Source organism: Robertkochia marina, from assembly GCF_004799345.1.
In the GTDB taxonomy this organism is placed as follows: Bacteria; Bacteroidota; Bacteroidia; order Flavobacteriales; family Flavobacteriaceae; genus Robertkochia; species Robertkochia marina.
Genome location: NZ_SSMC01000001.1, coordinates 753,103 through 776,590, shown reverse-complemented (window position 1 = coordinate 776,590; position 23,488 = coordinate 753,103). Strand labels below are relative to the sequence as shown.

Genomic DNA, 23,488 nt, shown 5'->3' with positions numbered 1-23,488 from the left:
AGCACAACCCATTTTATCTCATGGTACATTTACAATTACTCACTCCCTGGAACAGGTCTACCCCCACCGTTAACACGTGGGTTCCGGTACTGTAGAGCTGGATCTCGTTAAAGATCACCTGGTAAGAGTACCCTACGTAGAAGCCTCCTTTTTTCAGGCCGCCCATGGGGCCGATATTCCACGGATTCAGGAACTGATCGTTCAGGAAACGATACGTAAGCCCGAACCAGTAGTACTCCTCATCACGCTCATCCTGGAACTTCCAGTAACGTACCTTGAAGTTCACATCGGTACTCGAACGTCCGTCACTCTCAAACAACTGGAAGAACACCGAGGGTTCGTACTCCCAGCTCGAGGTGATCTTCTCCTTGTAGCGATACCCGGTATAGAGGTAGTAGTTTCTCAAACGGTTAGGCTCTGAAATGGCAAATACATTCAGGTCTTTATTCAGAATATTCGCCGCATTCAGGCTCGCAAAGAAGCTTCGGTGACGGTAGAGTAACCCCACATCAAAGTTGTGGTTGGTCGTAGCCCTGTCGTCCGTAATAGAAGGATCGGCATTGGGGTCAAACTGGTTGATGTCTATACGAAACTGGTTTACGTTGTACGACAACCCGAACGAGAGGAACTTATCATCCATATTATTCAGGGTCAGGTGGTGGGCAAACGACAGGCGTGCCCCCATCTGGCTGGTAAAGCCGTTACGGTCGTTATAGAACAGCACCCCGGTACCGGAGCGTTGTCCCAGTCGCACATCTCCAACCAGGGTCTGGGTATCGGGCGCATCCCGGATACCCACCCATTGGGTCAGTGCATTTCCTCTCACCTTCACAAAGTCTCCGATGCCCGCGTAGGTGGGCGAGATCACAAACTCATTGTCTGAGGTGTACTGGGTAAAGGTCGGAAGGGTAAGCTCCTGGGCTGAAGCTGTGGTTGCGAGCAGGGCGATGGCAGCATAACTCAATTTTTTCATCATGGTAATCCTCCTTTCGTTATCTGTATAAGGTAAAATGCCCTACAAATTCCCTGGTATCTTCATCCTCATTAAAGCGGACAACGTACCAGTAGTCTCCTGTAGGCAGCTCTGAGCCGTTATAGGTGCCATCCCAGTATTCTCCAATACGCATCTCCCCCACTACACGCCCGTAACGGTCGTATACAATGGTTTTAATGCTTGGAAAGGCCTCTGTATTATTAGGCCCCCAGACGTCGTTATTACTGTCGCCGTCGGGCGTAAAGAAGTTCGGGATCTCTATATCGTAGAACTCCACAAAGATCGAAGCGCGGTTCTCACAACCATTGGCATCCACCACCACGACCTCATAAGTACCGGTTTCCTGAATACGATAGGTGGTATCGTCACCTACGTATTCCCCGTTCACGTAGTACGTATAGGGAGGTACTCCGCCAACGGCACTCATTTCTATGAGGTTAAACTCTTCATTGGCAAGCGATAGTTCCAGGGGTTCAATAGCATCGATCTCAAAGTCGATGGTTCTCACACACCCCTCATAGCTTGCTGTTATAGTGTGAGGGCCTGGAGCCACATCCACAAAAACAGTTTCAAACTGATCCGGTCCGCCATCCAGGTTATAGATCACATCGGTAATGGATGGATCACTTACACTTACGATCACCTCATTGCTGGAAGTATTGCCTATACAGGTATACACCACTTCAACAAGCGGGTCTAAAGGCACGGGAGCTTGTAAGGTTATAGAAACGTTCTGCTCACATCCATTGGCATCTCTTACAAAAATGGTATAGGTTTCTCCTCCTGAAAGTCCTTCAAACAAGGTCTGTCCTTCCACAAAATCGTCCGGATTATTAGAATTTAAGGAAGTGAAATAGGGAGCTGTACCCCCGGTAATATCCAGTGAAATGATCCCTGAATCTTCCCCTTCACAATATTCCTCTGAAATGATCTCGGGAGTCAATAATAAAGGAGCAGGAGCTACGATATCCACTTCAAAGATAAAAGGCAGACACCCGTTGGAGTCCTGGGCAATAATGGTATAAGTACCCGGTTCCAGGTCATAGAAAACATTCTGATCCTGAAATTGGTCCAAACGCGGAGAGATGGCATATTGATAGATCCCGGTTCCTCCTTCCAGTTGCACCTCTATAGCACCGTATTCTTCTGCACAGGCGGGCTGGGTTACGATGGGTTCACTGGCTGAGATCGGATTTCCTTCTCCCAGTTCAACGCGAAGCACTTCATTACAGTCTTCACTGTCTACCCTTACATAGTACACTCCGGCTAACAGATCATCAAATACATTGGAGGTTTGTGCAGGTCGCACCGGGTTATTGGTATCCATGGTCTCGTCTAGGAGGGTATATACATAATTTCCTAACCCGCCGGTGGCTCTTACCTGGATAAAGCCCGTGGCTTCCTGGTAACAGCTGGCATCGGCAGCGATCTCAGCATCGATCTCGATGGGGGCCACCTCTTCAATACTCACCGTATTGGTTATTTCAGCAATACACCCGTTGGCATCTCTTACAAAGTAGCTGTACTCGCCGGCAGGAACCGTAAGGGTGATGGAACTTCCGGTAAAGGGTATAAAACTACCTGAGGGTGTGGCAGCGTAACTATAGGGGGCGGTACCTCCTGAAGCTGTCAGGGTAATGGTGGCATCATCCAGACAGGTGTTAACCGTTTCCAGGCGAAGCTGTGCCCTTACCTCCTCAGGTTCTGCAATAGTGATCGGAGCCGTTGTATCTTCACAACCCCAACCATCAGTCACGGTAACACTGTAATTCCCAGCCCCCAGGTTCGTAAAGGTTCCGTCAAAAAGCGGTGCTGTACTGAACAGGATGTTTGCACCGGAAGCATCGAGGTAATTCAGCGTATAGAGGTAACGGGCAGCAGGATCCAGTTCGGGCAATCCTCCACTTATACTTGAGGCATCTAAAACTATGGAGGCGGAAGAATCGCCTGCACAAAGTATGGGGGTAGCCGATGGCATTCCTGCTGAAATAGGGTTCGGTGCCACCATTGATACATCCTGAACAACCTCACAGCCTAAGGCATCTCTTACCGTCACCCGGTATTGTCCGCCGGGAAGTCCTGTAAACTCCGAAGCCGGACCAAAAGTCACCACAATGGTTTCCGGCACGGTGGAAACTTCAGAAAGCTGGTATTCATACGGGGCTGTTCCTCCTGAAGCATAGGTGATAATGGCACCAAGCGAGGTACAGGTTGGCGTTTGAGAAACCTCAGCATCCATTGACAGCAGGCTGATTGATTGGGTGATCTCAAACGCCACAGAGCTCACCGAACAGGCATCATAGCTGCCTCCCACCTCTGAAAATAAAATATAATAGGTGCCCGGAGGTAAACCGCTAATGGTTCCTGAAGTGGCCGATCCCGACCTGGGAACACTGCCAACTACCCCGGTGGACGCATTGGTTTCAGGGACAAATACCTCATAGGCAATATCCGTGGTTAAAGAATCATAACCGGTTACGGTGAAATCTACACTTCCGTCGGCAGCACCAAAACAGGTTACGTTTCTCACCAGGTCAAGGGCGTGACTCATAGCAGATGGACTGTCTACAGGTCCGGTTGCTGTTTCAAAATAATAGCAATCTGTTACCAGGTCGTGTACCACAAAGGTATAGGTAACCCCCGGGGTTAACCCGGTAAATGTTTTTATATCCCCTCCGGGGGTATCTGGCACCTGGTAGTTTGTTGAATAAGGTGCGGTATAACTCTCCAGAATAGCAAACTCATAGCTGCCGCTACCTGTCAGGGTTGAGGAGACGCTTACCACCGATGTTCCCCCTGCGCTACAGTCAAGGGTCGGTGTTGAAGTATCTATGATCAAGTCATCCGGCGGCGTGGCGATAATTACTTCTGTTGGCGGTCCTCCAGCACATCCCTGAATATCCGTCACCTCCACATAGTAAACACCATAATCAAGATCTGTAAAGGTGTGTGATTCTGCAGGGGCAGAAACAGTTGTGTAAGACAAATTAAAGCCATCCTGACGTGTCAGGGTATAGGTATATTGAGGAATGCCTCCGTTCACATTTTCTACCGTAATACTTCCCAGAGACCCGGTGGCACAACTTATTTGTTCATCAGATAAAGTATAGGTTATTTCTGTAGGTTGATCTATATCGATAGTTTCGGAAAAGATACACCCATTGGTATCGGTGGCTGTCAAAATGTATTGTCCGGCCGGCAGGTTTTGAAAATTCCCTGAATCATTTCTAAGGATGATGCCATCGGGATATTCCAGCTCATAGGTTTGGCTGTTACCTCCCGTTCCTGCAACTACATCAATGGTTACGTAACCGTTGTCAGCACCAAAACACGTTACGTCACCACTATCAACCGTATATTCTGTTACCGGCGATGCCATGATCTCTACAAGGTTCGAGAAGGCTGCACAGTTGTTTCGGTCAACGACCACAAATTCATAGGTCCCTTCAGCCCCGAGTGCCACCTGAAAATCTTCATTTCTCGTGAAGGCATTCGATGGAATGTCATCTATGCTACTGTAATTAATGGCCGGGGCTGATGCACCGGGGGCAGGGGTATAGCTCCAGACAGCAAAGAAATACGGTTGTAACCCTCCCGTTGCATTCAGCCTGATCAAGCCATTGGCTTCACAAATGATCTGCTGCTCAACCAAAGCAGTTATATCAAGATCAGAATCACTTACAATACTCACATTTTCGGTATAGGAACAACCATCTGCCGTTTCCGCAATGACGCTATAATCACCCACCGCTAAGTTGTTAAAGGTGTAGTTGTTGTCGTTATCAGGTCCAAATACATCAACCGTAACTCCGGCATCATCTAAGAGGGTGTAGGTATACTGGGGTTCGGCATTGTTAATGGTTATCGTGATGCTACCGAATCCCGTGGGACAGGCAGGGTTGGTAACCGCCACATTAGTGATAACGTTTCTCGCTGTGATCGCAATATCAGGGACTGTGAACAGACAAGGCTGTCTTCCGTCAACACCCGGATCATTTCCGGCCTGACGAATAAATACGGTGTACACCCCCGGAGTGGTTATGTCAAAGGTATTTGCCATTTGCCAGTTGGCGGCATTGGCATCAAAACCTGCGGGATCTGCGGTCAAGGCGTACTCATACCCTGCTGGTACATTGGTGATGGTAATGTTACCCGGAGTGGCACAAAGGATGTCTCTGGAGTTGACCTCCGGATCCAGGGTATTTTCATAGGCCTTAAAAGGAAAACGATTAAAACAGCCGTTCTGATAGACTACCACGAGGCGGTATTCACCCGGACCTTCCAGGGTATAATCTTCTTCGGTTGATACGGTGGTCCAGGTACAGGTATTACCACGGGTGGGACAGTCGTCAGAGGCTTCATCAGCACAACCACCGTCCAATCGCTGCCATTCAAAAGACCGGGCATCGTTAAAGGAAATATCTAAGAACCGATCGTCATTGGCCCCGCACAGGTAGAATTTAGGAAGGTCGCTCCCATCGTTCGGACAGGTAACCACCTCATCGGCAATGGCAATAAAAGGATTCACGGCATTGTTGCTGAAGGGTACCACGTTAATGGTCTCCTCGTCAGAGATACATGGTTGTGGGGCGGTCTTTACCACCCTATACGTACCGAACCCTGTAGCAGTAAAAGTTTGTCCGGTGGCTCCGGCAATATCGGTAAAGTTTCCGTTGCCATCACCCCGCTGCCATTGATAGGCAATGTACCCGCTACCTGCAGTCAATTCAATACTGGAGCCACAGAGGTATTCATCTCTTTCAAAGTCACAATCTTCCAGGCCAACCAGGAAGTTGGTAGAGCCCGGGGTAGGAAATCCGCAGTTGTTGAACCGACTCACACTGGGGTCATCGGTGATCTGGTTATCGTTTATTACACCCCGATAGGTAGCGTAGGCCAGGTTCTCTATGATATTAGAACAGGCATCCCGCAACCCATAACAGTCTTCCAATACCTTCACCTTTATCCTGATAGAATAACTGCCATCTTCGATCTCGATATAGGAATCCGGAATTTGAAAGGTCAATTCATGATTCTCCTCGTCGTATTGCACATCAATGACATCCCCGTTGGAATCATAGGCCAGTTCATCCAATAAAGGGTCTACGTTTATGGGGAGCTTGTCTCTTATAGAAAAATCTGTACCGTCATCATTCCCAACATTGTCGAAGGTTAGTACGTAGTACATTTCCTGACCGAGGGTGACATTCCCGCCTGTAATATCATTTCCCGTGAGGTCTTCTACGATCTTGGTAAGCTGAATGTTGGGCTCAATAATATCGATAGAAAGGGTATTCAGAAATACTCCATAACCATCTCCGGTGGTTTCCACCCTCGCTGTTAAACCTGTTTCATCATTACTGATAACACTGTTGTTAGGGTTGTCAAGATCAAAGATATCGGCATCAAAGCCAAGGGCATTTATCCCTGCAGGCTGCCTGGTGGTCACATTATTCCCATCTACGGTAATACTACTGTTAAAGAAGTTGTTGGTTGCACCCACATCATTTCGCAGTGCCGTAAAGGTGGCATTGCCATCGGCCCGAATCTCCATTCGGTCATTTACCTTTCCATAATCGCCTTCCAGGGCTCCAACTCCCAATCGGGCGCGAACCGGACCATTGGGAATGGTTTGAAAACCGCTGTAGCTGAAATCCTGGATATTATTACTCCCACTACCTCCAACCGCAGCATAACCATCAAAGGTTGAGATATATCTTCCGGGAAGGTTAGGGTCTTCATACACCAGTACCAGGATCCATCCTCCTCCTGAACCCCCGTTCTTTGTACCCTGGTTGGCCCGGATATTGGCCAACATATAGGTACCGTTAGGATCCGGTAAGGCCGTAACCACATCGGTTACATCTTTGTAACAAACATAGGATGTCTCGTTAGCCCGGTTGGTGGGAGAGCCATAATACTTCCAATCTGCCAGGAGGTCTATATAGGGTTGACCCGGCACCATGAACTTAACCTGGTCATAATCATCTCTGGGAGGTGTTGATTCATCCATATCGTGAGGGTAGATGGCTGACCAATACAACCCGGCATAAACAATACGGGTACAGCCATCAAGATAAAGATCAGAACTGGATGAGCTGAAGGTGGCAGGGTCACCGTCGATGTCTATATAGGCAACATCAACATTATTGTTGTCCTGATTCCCGTTATAATCTGAATTAGGGTCATTTGACGGATTAAGAATGTTATTGGCCAGCATGACCAATTCTCCTCTCACATTGGTAGTAAAACGCTGTTCAAAGGGTCTTCCGATCTGTGCAGTTAAAGACCCGATTCCCGCCCATAGTAAGCAGGCAAACAGGATCATTTTTTTGAAGTAGGTAGTTGTCGCGTTCATAGCATGATGATTTTATAATCACAAGAGTTGGGGCTTCTTGCAGTTAATGATCAGCATCCATAATATTTTCAGAACGTTGAAGAATCCTTAGACAGGATAAGAAGAAAGTCTTTGTAGGTTCAGGGCATAATGACTAAACTCGACTTACCCTAGTAAAGGAATCATTAATGGCGCAGAAAGAATGGCAGCAGGTTACGGGTAGTGAAATTGCCTGGAAAAGAAGGCAGGACGGTTCACTGATTTGCCATTAACTTCTGATAAAGATTCGTTCCCGATAAAGATTTGTGGATAGCGTAATGTTGTTTATAGGCTTGGTGGTTATGGGTTCATAAATTTAAATCTCTCATTATGTAGTAATTATACGATAATTTTGAGATGTTTAGTGCATTTCGACGTAAGTATTTTACATTTAATCGATGAAATACACTGATCGAACCGGGTGAAAACTTCTTCAAGGGTAAAATCTTACCTGAAGTCATAAAAAAACCCCTCTTTGAAACACAAAGAAGGGTTAAGTATTTAGTAATAAAACTGTTAGTCGTCTTATCAGGGATTATTATCTCATGGTACATTTACAATTACTCACTCCCTGGAACAGGTCTACCCCCACCGTTAACACGTGGGTTCCGGTACTGTAGAGCTGGATCTCGTTAAAGATCACCTGGTAAGAGTACCCTACGTAGAAGCCTCCTTTTTTCAGGCCGCCCATGGGGCCGATATTCCACGGATTCAGGAACTGATCGTTCAGGAAACGATACGTAAGCCCGAACCAGTAGTACTCCTCATCACGCTCATCCTGGAACTTCCAGTAACGTACCTTGAAGTTCACATCGGTACTCGAACGTCCGTCACTCTCAAACAACTGGAAGAACACCGAGGGTTCGTACTCCCAGCTCGAGGTGATCTTCTCCTTGTAGCGATACCCGGTATAGAGGTAGTAGTTTCTCAAACGGTTAGGCTCTGAAATGGCAAATACATTCAGGTCTTTATTCAGAATATTCGCCGCATTCAGGCTCGCAAAGAAGCTTCCGTGACGGTAGAGTATCCCCACATCAAAGTTGTGGTTGGTCGTAGCCCTGTCGTCCGTGATCGAAGGATCGGCATTGGGGTCAAACTGGTTGATGTCTATACGAAACTGGTTTACGTTGTACGACAACCCGAACGAGAGGAACTTATCATCCATATTATTCAGGGTCAGGTGGTGGGCAAACGACAGGCGTGCCCCCATCTGGCTGGTAAAGCCGTTACGGTCGTTATAGAACAGCACCCCGGTACCGGAGCGTTGTCCTAAACGTACATCTCCTACCAGGGTCTGGGTATCGGGCGCATCCCGGATACCCACCCATTGGGTCAGGGCATTTCCTCTCACCTTCACAAAGTCTCCGATGCCCGCGTAGGTGGGCGAGATCACAAACTCATTGTCTGAGGTGTACTGGGTAAAGGTCGGAAGGGTAAGCTCCTGGGCTGAAGCTGTGATTCCGAGCAGGGCGATGGCAGCATAAATAAGTTTTTTCATCATGGTAATCCTCCTTTCGTTATCTGTATAGGGTAAAATGCCCTACAAAATCTCTTGCGTCTTCTTCTTCGTCAAATTTGATCACGTACCAGTAGTCACCGGTAGGCAGCGGTGCACCATTGTACGTTCCATCCCAGAACTCTCCCACGCGCATTTCGCCCACTACTCGTCCGTAACGGTCATAAACACGTGTTTTAATACTTGGGTAGGCTTCAGAATTTCCGGGGCCCCAGACGTCGTTATTACTGTCGCCGTCGGGCGTAAAGAAGTTCGGGATCTCTATATCGTAGAACTCCACAAAGATCGAAGCACGGTTCTCACAACCATTGGCATCCACCACAACCACCTCATAGGTGCCGGTTTCGCGAATACGGTAGTCGGCATCATCGCCACGGTATTCCCCGTTCACGTAGTAGGTGTATGGGGGTTGACCTCCGGTTGCGTTAAAGTCAATGACATTGAGTTGCTCGTTAGACAGCGACAGTTCAAGCGGCTGGTAATCGATGATCTCAAAGTACTCTTCAGCAGGCATGATCTGAGAACATCCTTCATGGAAGATGGTTACGTACTGACCTGCTCCGGCAGGAACATTTCTCACGATTCCTCTTCCGTCTATGATCTCATCAAACAATACAGCCTGGTTAATATCATCGGTGTTCAGGGCGTATAAGACCTCTGAGATGTCCATAGCTGAATTGGTGAGGGTTACCTCTATATAATTCTCCGGAAGGTTGGTAGAACACTCGTAAACCACATTTACAGCAGCGCTCAGGTCCGGTCCGGTTGGTATCATAAAGGTGATCTCATTGGTACAGGTATTGGCGTCGGTTACCACGATACGGTAATCAACATCTCCTTCCAGATCCCAGAAGGTGGCAGTTTCAGCCAGGCCAAGACCACTAAGGCTGTCAACCGGCGTATCACTGTCTGGGTGATACAACGCTGCCGTAAACGGCGCGGTACCTCCTGTAATGTTAAACTCGTAGTACCCGTCAGTAGTACCGAAACATACCACATTTGGCTGATCGGTCGTAGTGATAACAATGGCCGGGGGTTCAGCAACCACGATAGGTCCGGCTATATAATCACAACTCCAGGCATCAGAGATCTCGATATAATACGTTCCTGCAGCCAGATCTGTAAATAAAGGATCCTGAACTGTTTCACTTATCGGATTCTGTCCGGCATCCATCAGGGTATACCAGTAGCTGCCTTCTCCGGCACCTCCCAGTACATTGGTTACAAAGGCCTGTCCGGTAAATGCACCGTTACAGGTAGCCGGTTCAGAACCAAAGTCAGCGGTAATGAACTCGGGTCTTACCAGGGTTTCTTCTACAGTAGTAAAGGCACAACCTTCCTGGTCGGATATAACGGCTGTGTAGATTCCTTCAGAAAGTCCGGTAAATACATACCCGTCAACATTGGTCACACTTTGGTATAACACCCCGTTAAAATACAGGTCGATGTTATAGTATGGGTAGCTGCCTTCGGCATCTACATAGATCTCTCCTTTGTCGTTGGTACAGGTTACATTGGCCACTTCTTCGATGGTTGCCGTAAGCGGAGTCAACGGCTGAGTGATCGAGAACGGCGGTGCTGTTACCTCACAATTCAATCCGTTAATGGTAGCCGTTACCTCATAGTTCCCTGCCGGGAAGGTGTCGGGCACCAATTCTACCGCACCACTACTGGTGTAAGGTCCATATACGGTACCATCATCCATATTCGTGATCTCATAGGTAAAGGCGCCTGCCTGGTCACCATCTCCCTGGAAGGTATCGATCATGGTCAGGGTAACCGTACCGTTGGCCTCACCGAAACAAGCCGGATCGGTTTGCAGGGCGGTCAGCACAAAGGTGTTTGGTTCCTGAACTGTAAATCCTTCTGACACCTCACATCCGGTATCAATATTCCTGATGTTCACGAAATAGGCACCTACCGGGATATTAGAGAATGTTTCTGTAGTATTCGAAGAAACGATCGGGGCGACTGGATTTCCAAAGAAATCATTCGCCGGGTTTCCGGCAGTATCTGTAAGGGTGTATTCCAGCTGTACATTCAAGGGATCTGTAACCGTTACAGATACCTGGATACTTTCTCCTGTATCACAGGTCGCAGTCGACAATGACTGAATAACAGGATTACTGATCGCATTAAATGGCGCTACGGTAGCAGAGGTGGTTCCCAAACATCCATTAGAGTCATATACGGCAACATCTACCGTTCCTCCGGCGAGGTCAGTAAAGATAAATTCAGGGTTGCTGCTATCCTGGGTAATGGTTCCATAGGTAAACACATAACGTACAAATGAAGTGCTGCCTCCTGTTATCAAACTTGGATCTACTGTAACACGGGCATAGTTGGCCGCATTACTTCCGGGATCACACCCGAATGGGGTTACTACCGGGGTCGGCACCACTATAGGAGCCGGAGCATTGATCGTTGCATCTATAGTCACAGGACAGTTATTGGCATCGGTCACGGTCACGGTGTAGGTGATACCTGCGGTTGAACCAGGGAGTCCACTAAAGGTAGCGGTGTTTCCACTGCTTCCGGCGTCTGCAGGGATTGGCGTTGTTACCGATCCATCGCTTGCACTTGTTATTTCAAAGGTAAACGGTGGGGTACCCTGGGTAGCTCTTACGATGATCTCTCCATCGGCACCGGTATCACAGGTCTGATCAGTAACAGAAATAATTTCCAGCAGCGGATCAGGGATCACAGGGATCTCCACATCATAATTTACGGAACATCCCAGGGTCAGGTCACTAACCTCTACGTTATAAACCCCCGGTTGATCTGCGTTTGGCCAGATAATTCCGGTCGATGGCATATTACCGGCATCGGCCCGTGTTCCATCCTCATATTCTATCACATAATAGTAGTTTCCGGAACCGGTTAGATTACTGATCTCAATAACTCCATCGGCAGCACAGGTAATTCCTGAAACCGGGGTCAGATCAAACTCAAAAGGTGTGATGGTTATCGGGGTCGCCACGGCGTCAGTACAACCGTTGGCGTCGATCACCTGAATATCGTGATCTCCTGGGGTCAGGCCTGAAATGGTAATGCTGGTTCCTGAGGCATCCAGGGGCACATTGTTGTACTCGAGGTTGTCTACCATTACCGTATAAGGTGGCAGCCCCAGTTGTAAAGGATCAAGCTCTATGGTAAGATCAAATCCGTTGGTCGGATCACAGCTGTCCGGAACCGAAGTGCCAACAATAGCAGGCGGAAGTGGCTCGGTCAGGGTTACTGTACCCAGATCAAATTCACATCCTTCAGCATCTCTAACCCATACGTAATAAGTGGTAGCCGTTAACGGATTGTCAAGTCTAGGGTTGGCCGTATAGGTTGGGGTTGCCGCAGTACCGATATAGTACTCGTATCCACCCCATCCGCCGGTCACATCAAATATCTCAATGAATCCTCCCTGCTCACAGGTTGGATCTTCATAACGAACATTGGCCTGTAATGGCGTGGCTGGTTCCTCTATGGTAAAGCTATCGGTTTCCACACAAAGTGGGAATGCCGTTTGGGTTACTTCCAGGTCATAATCTCCGGCTGCAACAGCAATTCCGGAACTATTGGTGTTATCACCGGAATCGACAATGTTGGTGGTGCCGGCCTCGTAAATTACCCAATCATAGGTGCCGGTATAATCGGTTACCACGATATCAAGCAAGGCGTTGTCGCCAACACATGCAACCTGCTGGGTTACCTGTGCTTCCACCCCAAACGGATCAGGAGCAGATAGGCTCACAGCTTGTTCGATATAACAGTTGGTAATATCATTAGTAACACGTACTACATAATCTCCGGCAGCAAGTGCGCCAAAGGTCTCTGTTGTATTAGCCGAACCCGTAAAGTCAGCAATTGATGTAGTAAGATCTGAGGTTAAGAACAACTCATACGTAAGTTGAGCTGATGCCGTCGCCGGGTTCAGGGTTACATTCACCTCGATGCTGCCGTCGTTGTTGTTACAGCTTGGGTTTGTTGGAAGAAGGGCAACATCCTGTAGTTCCACGAAAGGCGCAATTGTTGCATTGGTAGAAACCGGACATCCGTTTTCATCAGTTACATTGATGGTAAAACTTCCACCGTTTGTATCCGACCATATCAACTCATTGCCAGGCCCTCTTTGTACTGTTGTACTTGTGGCATCGTTAATAAATTCATAAGTGTAAGTGCCTGATCCGGTTCCTCCTGTTACCCCGGTTACCACAATTCGTGCGGCATTTTCTGAATTCCCCGCTGTACAAGCGAATTCGGTAACTACTGCCGATATTCCAGTAAGTTCTTCAGGTTCTAAAATTGTTTCCTGTACAGTAGTAAAACAGTTGTTGGTTGTTGAGGTTACAGTTATGGTATAAGTAATTCCAGTTAGGCTTCCTGCCAGGTTGGTAAATTCTGCATTATATCCTCCTGCGGTAGCCGGTGCAATAGGACTGGTTACTGAACCGTCAGAAGCTGAAGTGATTGCGAATGTAAATGGTCCTATCCCGTTATCAACAGCGCTTACACTTATTGTACCGTCATCTGCCCCGAAACAAGTTACGTCAGTGTGAGCAATAACATTAGCTGCTGGTTGAACCAAGGTAGGAACGTTCACGGTTGCAGTTACCTGACAGTTGGTAAAACCGTCAACTACTGTAATTAGATAATCTCCGGCAACATTTGCATTGGTAATGATCTCCGGATTGGTCGAGAAGGAAGCTCCGATGATATCGGTATACCCTGCGGGCCCATCGATCGAATAGGTCATATTTGACAGGGTGGCCGAAGTTCCACCACTAATCTCAAAACTGAATTCAGCGTCTTCATCCCCCACTTCACAGTCAAGACCTTCTATTAATACAGTATCTAATCGCAATGGTTCAAAGATCTCTACATCCACTGTGTCGGTACATCCGTTTTCATCTCTTACGGTAACAGTATATGTGCCGGGAGTATTAACGGTAAAGGTACCTGAGGTCTGGAAACCTGTTCCGATGCTGTATTCGAGTGTGCCGAGACCAGTACCCGCAACCTCGAAGGTGTAGGATCCGTTTGCACATTGGTCAGGAGGGGTTAAAAGGCTTATGGTAACATCAGGATCAGCCGCAATGGTAACATCAAGACTTTCTGTACACCCGTTGGTGTCCATCACCCATACATCCCAGTTAATGTTAATCGCAGGATCTAAAACAGCAGAGGCACTAGGGGTATAGTCTCCCGCTACCGGAGCGACTCCATCTTGTACGAAGGCATAGGTATAAGGAGCCGTACCGCCTCTACCACGAACTACAACCTGAGCTCCGATATTACAGTTTGCATTGGTTTGAGATAACAGGTCGATACCGACTGCTGTAGGTTCAGTAATCCTGAAGTCAAATACTGCGGAACACTGGGTTCCGTCGTTTTCAGTTATGATCAGGGTATAATCTCCCGGAGGGATATCATTAATAGTACCTGAAGTGATATTACTTGCGTCAGCCGGCAGGTTACCAATATAGGTGCCTGTTCCGACTACTGGAGTCAAGGTATATCTGTTTACCACCTCATAATTGAGTTGAGTGGTAAATGAATCATAATCTGTTACCTCAAAGTTTAACACTCCATTTCCATTAGTATTACAGGTTACATCTGTTGTTGTACCCGTAATGCTCATCGTAGTTAACGGAGGAATGGCGACTTCTACATAACTCGTACATCCGTTACTATTGTCTGTAGCTCTAAAGGTATAGGTAACCCCTGGCGTCAAATTGTTAAAGGTTGCTGTTTCCTCATTCGGTCCAGGCCCAGCTACTTCAATATCAGGACCTATTCCTGATCCATAAATTTCGAAACTATAATCACTTGATCCGTTTGAAGCAGTGATTTGAGCAGAACCTCCAGTAGGGCAATCCGGCGCGGCTACTATAGCATTAAGTGACAAGAAAGGTGCTGCAAGAACATTGACTGAACCAATGGTACTTTCACATCCGTTGGCATCTTCAACTTGCACATAATAGAACCCGTAATCTAATCCCGGGAAATTTTCAGTAGTATTAGACGAGTTATTGATTTGATTGATCAATGTATTGGTACTGTCGTACAGATAATAGTTAAATGGAGCTGTTCCTCCTGAAGAAATGGTAGCATCAACACTTCCAAGAATATTACCGCTCGGACCACATGTTACCGGATTGGCTGATAAGCCTAACACAATTGGATCAACCGGATCGATGGTAGCATTGCCATCATAAGTACAGCCATTGCTATCTCTTACGGTATAATTATAGGTGCCTGCCGCTAACCCGGTATAAACGGTCTGAGCGGTAAATAGTCCTCCCTCAAAACTTATTTCGTAGGGTGCCGAACCAACAGTGTTATCTACATTGATTATAATGACCCCATCATCGTTGGAAGCACAAGAAATAGGCTCCACTGTTGCCGTTGCAAATGGGTTCGTAATAGGTTCAACAGTAATTACCCCGGTTTCTGTAATACATCCGGCGCTATCAGTAATCTGGAATTGATAGGTTGTTGTGGCTGCAGGATTAGTATAACTGTAGGTAAAGGAGGTGTTCCCGACCCCAACATTTGTAGAAGCACCATAAGGCGCACCGTCAACACTTACCTGGTAACTGAAGTCTGCCAGACCCCCATTAATATTAACGGTGATCTGTCCGTCAGGAGAAGTACTACAATCCAATTCTTTAGTTATAGTAGCATTTGCAGAAATCTGACTAGACAAAGTTACATTCTGAGTGTCCTCACAGCCATAGGCATCACGTACGGTAATAGTATGTGGCCCATCGCCGACATTTGTAAAAGTATGATTTGTGGCATCTACATTTGGTGACACAAAAGGTCCTCCATCGATACTAACCACATAGTTGCCATTTCCGGCAGTGATAGCCACACTTATTTCTCCGGCATTTGAAGGAGTAGCACAAATTACTGGTGATAGAGTAAACGCTACCGCCTCATTGGGGACAATTGTGACATCTGTCGTTGCAACACATCCATTTACATCTCTTACTTCAATGGTATAAGTACCTGCGTTGATCGCGCCTGTGATGTCAAAAGTATTCGTAGTTTGATAGGTTGATCCGCCATCAATACTATATTCGTATGAGCCTGATCCCCCTGTTGCTACTGCAGTAATGGTAGAAACCTCCCCATTGCTACAAGTCATATCTGTTGCGGTAGCTGTAACACTTACGGGGGTTGGCTCCACAATATTTTCATTCAGTGTAATTACACAAGTCCCTGTGATATCAAATTGTACATCAATAGAAACCGGTCCGGCAGATAAGCCATTAATGGTTTCGGAAGTGTTGGTTGAAGCTATCCAGGCCCCACCATTAACCCGGTACTGATACCCCGAGGTTACGGCAAAATTACTTACACCAAATGTCAGGCTCCCATCGGAAAGTCCGTTACAAGAAACATTTGTTATAGCGGTTACTGAAGCTGTAGCATTTTGTCCTGCATTAATAACCACAGGAGCACTGGTCGTACAATTGGGTCCGTAGGTAACCTCAACGTTGTAGGTTCCCGCTGCCTGGGCAGTGAATACATTATTTCCGGGCTGCGTTGCAATAACCCCTCCTGAATTATCATAAAGGGTGTAGGTATATGAAGCATCTGCCGGATCAACGGTAATGATACCGCCTCCCGTACAATCATAACTCACTGTCGGGGTTAGGGTTGGCTCTGCAGGTAAGGGTGCAACGATAATGCTTGCTTGCTCAGAACACGTATTGGCAGCGGCATCTCTAACTCTTATTACATGGGTGCCGTCGGTTACATCGGTAAAGTCGTAGGTAGCTGTTCCGTTAGTTACCCATGCTCCACCATTGAGGCTGAACTCATAGGCCCCGCTGCCACCACCGGCAGTTGCCTGAATAGTAGCTCCATTGTTTGAACAGTCGTAGGCCACGGTTTCAGCCAATCCGATAGTCAGGGCATCTGGTTCGGTGAGGGTGATTCCTTCAGTGATAGAACAGCCCTCACTGTCGGTTACCGTTACCTCATGGTAACCAGCCGAAAGGTTATTGAACACGTCTGACGTTTGAGAAGCTCCGCCATTGATGCTGTAAGTATACGGAGGAGTGCCTCCGGTCAGGTTGATCACCCTAATACTTCCGTTATTACCTCCATTACAATCAATATTTACAGGGTCAAGACCAAAAGTCAAAGCAGGATCCTGGGTCACCTCAACTGTAGTCATGGTTTCACAGAAAACCGGAGTTCCATTGCGATCTCTTACATATACATCATAAAATCCTGCTGCAGTAGCCGAAAAAGTGCTGTTTGAAGCATTGTAATCTGTATCTGCAGGAGTCGTTCCCGAAGGAACCACGGCAAACACATAATTCCCATCACCTCCATTGGCAGAAGCATTAATGTTTACAGACCCTCCACAGGAAGGAAGTACGCCTCCGGTGGCAGTAAGGGTTAAGGCAGGATTCAGCGTTAGGGTTTCTTCATAGGTACAGTTCAACGCATCCCGCACATATACGGTATAGCTTAATTGATCTATATTCTGATCAAAAACGTATTCATTGGGTGTTGCCGGATCTGGAGAAACAAAATTCACTCCATCCAGGCTAAACTCATAATTTCTGTCTTCCGGATTATTTACTGTTACCCTGATACGGTTATCGCTTCCGTTATAGCAATTTTCAGCGACTACGCTTACATCCAGCTGTTCCGGTTGTGTAATGGTGATCGTCTCTGTATCCTGGTTGACACATCCATTGGCATCAGTAACCTGAACATCGTAATCGCCCGGCGCAACATTAACAAAATTAACGGTACCGCTTCCGGTTCGCGGACCAATACTGGCACCTGCAGAATTAACCAGGGTTACCGAATACGGAGGTGTTCCTCCCGTAGGCGTTACTTCGATCACCGCAGACGATCCGTCACACAAGGCTCCGGAGGTGACATCGGCTGTCGATTCAACGGGCTGTGGTTGGACGATGTCAACGATCTGATCGATGGTAAAATCACAGGTAGGATCATCAATATTGCGGACCATGATCTCATATGATCCGGATGTCAGACCGATCCCGACTGTTACCGGTTGTGGTCCTGTCAATGCAGGGTCCAGGGTTATATCATTCCATGTTACCCCATTATCCACACTATACTGGTAAGAAGCGTTGATGTCGTAATTGATCAGATCGAAAGTGATGGTCCCATCATTTCCTCCGAAACAGGTTACATCTTGCGTGCTGATAATAGAACCGGCAAAGGCCTGGTTGTCTTGCACCACCACGGCCACCTCTACAAAGGCGGTACAGATCTCCGGGGTCTGGTAGATCCTTAAGTTGTCAAAAGCCAGGGCATTCGAGGCCGGATCTGTGCAGGAATTACCGTATTTAATTCTGAATTGTAATTGGTTGTTCCCTGCGGTATTCAGGGTTACGGTATTTCGATGCCATGCCTGGTCGTTGGCAATAGCCCCAAGACTCACCTGGTCTACCTGGGTTCCGGTAACATCGAGTACTTCCAGGATCACTTCAGGATCGCAGGCAGATGAAGAGCTCGGCAAGAGGTTGATCGTACTCAGATCGATGGTCAGATCGGCACCCCCGGCAATATCTTCGATCATGCGATCATAGATCACGGCTGCACTACCCTGAATTGAATTGGCGTTAATAGCCAGGTATCTTCCTCCTGAAGGGTCTACTGGGCTGATCAGGGAGCCACCGGACTGTAAGTTGGAAGTAACCACATATTGTCCCGGGCTCAGTTGCTGACCGGCATCCTGGGGTTGGTAAGTATAATCTCCGTTTACATCCAATAGGGAGGTATTACTTCCCGTACCGAAGCTGTTCTCGAAAAGAATACCCGGGGTAGGATTATCAGGCGTGGTGTTTTCGTAGTAAACACGGAACGAATAATTTCCGGGCGCAAGATCAGGAAACACATTATCTGTTACAGGCAGTTGCCCGTTCATGCTGTATTCGTATTCGTAGATCAGACTGGAGTCAGACAAAGTAGCATTAAGGGTAACGGTTCCCAGGCCGTCACAGGTATAGGTCAGATCCGGGGTAATGACCGGGATCTCATCAGCAGCATTTACATCTACAGGCATTTCAAATCTACATCCGTTGGCGTCAACTACGGCTACAGTACCGTCATTGTACATGATGCCTTCATTATCTGAGGTCAGGCCTGTACTTGGAAATTCAAACTGGTAAGGAGGGGTTCCTCCTGTTGGATTGGATATTTTTACGATAGACCCTTGCTCTCCCTGAATACAAGACGCATCGGTGATAACCCCCGCAAAGGCTTCAAGAGGGGCATCGGGTTGATTGATCGTAAAGTTCCTGGTAAAGGTACAAGAGGTGTTGTTCTTGATAAAGATCTCAACCTCCATCTGGTAATCACCTGCCGCCAGGTTAGGAAACACCCCACTTTGGTTGGAGGCACCCAACTGGGTTCGGGTACCGTCTTCGTTCAGCTGAAATAGGGTGGCAATGATCTCTCTTTCCCTGTTGTTATTACCGGTTGTTTGGTTAGTGAACTGAAACTCCACCACCCCGTTTTCTTCCCCATAACACAAAACATCGGTGGTGTCCAGGTAAAATTCATACAGCGGATCCAGTTCTACTGCCAACGCATTAGAAAGTGCGTACTTTCCATTCTTATCCCTGGTAATAAACTGGTAGGTTCCTTCTCCTATGTAGTCAAACTCATAGATGGTGGTTTGATTGGCAGGCAGGGACTCAAAGGGAACCTCTGCCAGGGAGTCGTATAAGGGCACCCCGTTAAAACTCCATACCGCGAACTGGAAGGGGGTCTGCCCGTTTTGATTTAAGAGATTTCTTCGAATCTGTACCTGTACCCGGTCACAGGTTACGTTATTACCACGATCGGTTTCCAGGGTAACCTCAAAAATAATATCATTGTTATCCGGAATAGTAATTGTATCTGTAAAAGAACACCCGGAATCGCTGGTTACCAATACATCATAAACCCCATCGGTTAAACTTTCAAAGGTATGGGTATTCTCTTTGGTGGGCCCGTAGGTAAACGTATTATTGGTCTGGTCTGTTACCGTATAGGTATACTCCGGCCCTATTCCTCCGGCATCGATGGTGATCGACCCCAGGGAAGAGGTAGAATAACTACTATAACTGGTACTTGCATTCAATTGGCCATTGTACACATTAAATTCATAGGTATCCTGACATCCGCCATCAAAAACAATTCTCAACGTATAGCTGCCTTCCTGGCTTACCACGAAGGTGTCGGTGGTTGAAACCACTCCCACCCCTGCCTGGGTCCAGGTAATGCTTTCTGCGGAGTCAGCAAATCCACTAAACAATGCTCTGCTGGTTTCAGTACCACACAATAAAATACTGGGAATACGATCCCCGTTATTCGGGTTGGTATCTATATCATCTGCATAGTTAATAATCGGGTTGGTAATCGTGAGGGCGTCAATGACATTGATGGTCTCGAAATAAGTGAACTGCTGTCCGTTACAGTCATTCACTGTTTTTTCTACCGTAAAAGTGCCTGCCGAGGTTACATTCAGGGTTTGCCCTGCCCCTACCTGGGCGCCATTCCGGGTCCAGATATAAGTGTCAAACCCCGGAGCTGCTGTTAAAGTAGCATTTCCGGCACAGATGGCTTCTGTACGGGTGTAGTTCAATTCATCAGGATTCACATAGAACACCGATGGTTCTTGAGTCGTGGCCGTTGCACTGTTATAACTGTCTTCGGTAAGGCCATTCGAGGTTACTGTAGCCGTATTGCTGATCGCATTGGCACAACCATCTCTGAAGATAGCAGGATCGGCGCTTACCCGTACCCTGATGGATATGGTTCCGCTGGCATTCGCGCCTAAATTCCCCAGATTAAACGTTAGATTTCCGTTGTTGTTGGAGGATGGAGCAGGGCTTGCGCTTACAAACTCCAAACCGGTTGGTAAAATATCGGCAATACTTACTCCGGAAAGCGGACCCCCGGAAATGTTTTCATATTCGAGATTGTAGAGGAGCTCCTGTCCGGGATCGGCATAAAAAAGCTGTCCCCCTCCGGTATTGGTAACCGTTTTGTTCAATCGCACATTAGTAGCAAATAAGGCGGGAGCCGCATTCACTTCTGAAGAGCTCGGTGTAAATACCTCCTTCAGGTTTACAGACTCACTAATCCTGGATAGCCCTGCAGACAGATCGGATGACCAATCTGAAAATTCATCACTAACGGAAGCAGTAAATTCCGTCCATGAAGACCGCTGTTCTTTGGTCAAAAGTTGAGGAGTGACCTTAAACGCAAAAGTGCTTGCAAAAATTATACAAGCAAGCAGCAATAGGTTGGTTAAGCTGGTGTAGTTTCTATTCATTGGGTAATTTTTTGGGGCGGCACTAATTGATCTGGGGGCTTCAATCAGCTGCTCTATGAACTTCCTACCGGCATGATCCAAATGTCTTTGTCATAGGTATAATTGACATTAGATCGGTACGAGCTCATGGCCTTTCGCCAGGAGTCGTGCTTTTGCAGGTAAACGTATTTGTATTTATTTCTAGGGTTAATATAAATGTTCGCTTCTATGCCCTGCTTTTTAAGGGCGTCTACAAATTTTTGAGCATACTCATCGTTCTTGAATACATTGGCAACGATGTAATACCCTTTCTTTTCTAATTTAGGCTGAGGTGCTGTCTCCCTGTTTTCGGCATAGAGCACTTCACGATCTTCACGTTTACGGAAGGTACTGATCAGATTATTTACATACCGATCGGTACATTCAGAAAGTATCGCCCTTTGTTTATTGATGTAATCATTGTACTTTGAATCGCCTTCAGGTGTATTGCCTGTTGTTGCCTGCTTGATGGTCTTAGCCCTTTTACTTGTGTTTTGAGCCAGACGGGTATCATTTTGCACTGCATTGCTGTCTTCGCGAACCTGCAATACCCACGACTTTCCGTCATACAATCCGTTAAGGTCGGTTTTATAGGCCTGTTTCGCAGAGGCGATATCGTCAAATCTTTCAAGGTATACGTAATTCAAACCGTTCTTCTGGAATGACGAGGCTTCAATACCTTGCGCCTTCAGCTTTTTGAGGAAACGCTCCAGGTTACTTTTGCTTCTGAAAACATTTGCTATCAGGTAGTATCCTCGTGAAGCCCCACTCACCCTGTCGGTAGAGGTAGCGGTAATTGGCTTTTTAGCAACCGGTTTTTCTGCCTCAGGTTCTTCCTGGGCTATTCCCATATTAGGATCGTTGGCAGCATAAAGATCTTTTGCGGGATCTTCTTCTTTAGATTGCGTTGATCCTGATGGTTCAGTTGCGGCCAGATCAGCTTTACGGCTATAAGATACAGGTTGTTCCAAAACAGGCTCTCTCTTTTTATACCGATTGGTATCAATGCTCGGCTCCGTGAAGGCAACACCTTCATCCATATCTTTTTTGAACTGTTGCAACTGCTGGTTTATCTCTTCCCGGTTATCCCTGTCTGCATAATCTTTCACGAACTTCTGCATGTAGGCAAAACGGCGGTTGATGTCCTTTTTTCTAGCCTGTTCCATAGAATCCTGACGGAACATCATTTCTTCGATGATCATGTTGTTCTCTTCTACCAGGTCTTTCAGGCGAGCGATCTCTGCATCTTTATCGGAAACCACTTCCTCCTCGGACTCTTCAGAATATACCATTTGGTTTTCTTCCTCAAGATCCTCAAATACACGGTTCTCAGTAAGGGTTGGTGTAAACGAGTAGGCGAAGTTCACCTCATGGGTTACCCCAAGGTTGGCGATCTGATCTTCGATGCCCTTTTCAAAGGTATACCCGATAGAGATCCTGTCGGTCAGATTAAACCCGAGACCGGCAGCCAGTCCGAATACATCATCATAACCGGTTTGTATCCATCCCAGTTTGGGCAGGTCGAGTATAAGGCTTCCCGATAGGTTCAGGTCGTCACCTGCTATACTTCTTGCCCTGGAAAGCATGCTCAACTTTCCGTTCTCAAAAAGGCCGTCATAAGCATTGAATTTACGGGTATACATCAGGTGGCCTGTCCAGGTCTTCTGATCAAATTCAGTAAGCGACTGATTTGTTTTGAGGTTGTAATCAAAAAGGTTTTCGGCATAGACCCCCACGTCAAAACTTCCCAGAGAGAGGTTTACCCCCGGCTGGAAACTGATCAATGAATTCCCGTCTACTGCCAGTAAAAGCGGATCATCGGGTTGGGCGATATTCACATTGCTCTGATCGATACCGCTATCGTAATAAGAAAGGTTAAATCCGAAGGTCAGGTTACTTTTTTCGGCCAGCTTTACCCCATAAGCATAATTGGCCATCACCCCAAAATTGGAGATGGTGGCAAATCGCTGGTGGTATACACTAAGGCCTACTCCCATACGGTCTCCTATTCTCCCGGAGTAACTCCCCAGATAGGTTTGATAGTTATCGTCAAACCGCACCCATTGATTCCGGTGGTAGAGATTCAGGTATGATTTATCTTCCTGAACCGTTGAAAAGGTAGGGTTAATAACAAACCGGTTAAACTTCAATAAGTTTTGCCCGGGTATTTGAATAGTGGCAACAGGCGCCTCCTCCTGGGCGTATACCCAGGCTCCAATCAACATCATCAATATGTAGCTCCACTTTCTGATCATCAAACCAACGCTT

The 23,488-nt window shown here is 47.1% G+C and carries 5 protein-coding genes; all 5 read right to left on the bottom strand.

The genetic code is table 11. From position 1 onward, the window contains the following. Window positions 1-13: 13 nt before the first annotated feature. Complete coding sequence (locus E7Z59_RS03085; protein ID WP_136335501.1) at window positions 14-973, bottom strand: PorP/SprF family type IX secretion system membrane protein; 960 nt, start codon at window positions 971-973, stop codon at window positions 14-16. 19 nt (window positions 974-992) lie between these two features. Further along, window positions 993-7,352, bottom strand: a complete 6,360-nt coding sequence (locus E7Z59_RS03080) for a T9SS type B sorting domain-containing protein (protein WP_136334815.1) — start codon at window positions 7,350-7,352, stop codon at window positions 993-995. Between the two features lie 556 nt (window positions 7,353-7,908). Further along, window positions 7,909-8,868: a PorP/SprF family type IX secretion system membrane protein gene (locus E7Z59_RS03075; RefSeq protein WP_136335500.1), complete on the bottom strand. Its 960-nt coding sequence runs from the start codon at window positions 8,866-8,868 to the stop codon at window positions 7,909-7,911. A 19-nt stretch (window positions 8,869-8,887) separates the two neighbouring features. Next, complete coding sequence (locus E7Z59_RS03070) at window positions 8,888-21,202, bottom strand: T9SS type B sorting domain-containing protein (RefSeq protein ID WP_136334814.1); 12,315 nt, start codon at window positions 21,200-21,202, stop codon at window positions 8,888-8,890. Between the two features lie 53 nt (window positions 21,203-21,255). Then, a complete protein-coding gene (locus E7Z59_RS03065) occupies window positions 21,256-23,475 on the bottom strand; it encodes a PorP/SprF family type IX secretion system membrane protein (protein ID WP_136335499.1) in 2,220 nt (739 codons plus the stop codon). Window positions 23,476-23,488: the final 13 nt, after the last annotated feature.

What these genes read in the sequence shown, in the direction of transcription:
- E7Z59_RS03085 (WP_136335501.1), bottom strand. Translation starts at nt 973, where the DNA reads ATGAAAAAATTGAGTTATGCTGCCATCGCCCTGCTCGCAACCACAGCT.
- E7Z59_RS03080 (WP_136334815.1), bottom strand. Translation starts at nt 7,352, where the DNA reads ATGAACGCGACAACTACCTACTTCAAAAAAATGATCCTGTTTGCCTGC.
- E7Z59_RS03075 (WP_136335500.1), bottom strand. Translation starts at nt 8,868, where the DNA reads ATGAAAAAACTTATTTATGCTGCCATCGCCCTGCTCGGAATCACAGCT.
- E7Z59_RS03070 (WP_136334814.1), bottom strand. Translation starts at nt 21,202, where the DNA reads ATGAATAGAAACTACACCAGCTTAACCAACCTATTGCTGCTTGCTTGT.
- E7Z59_RS03065 (WP_136335499.1), bottom strand. Translation starts at nt 23,475, where the DNA reads ATGATCAGAAAGTGGAGCTACATATTGATGATGTTGATTGGAGCCTGG.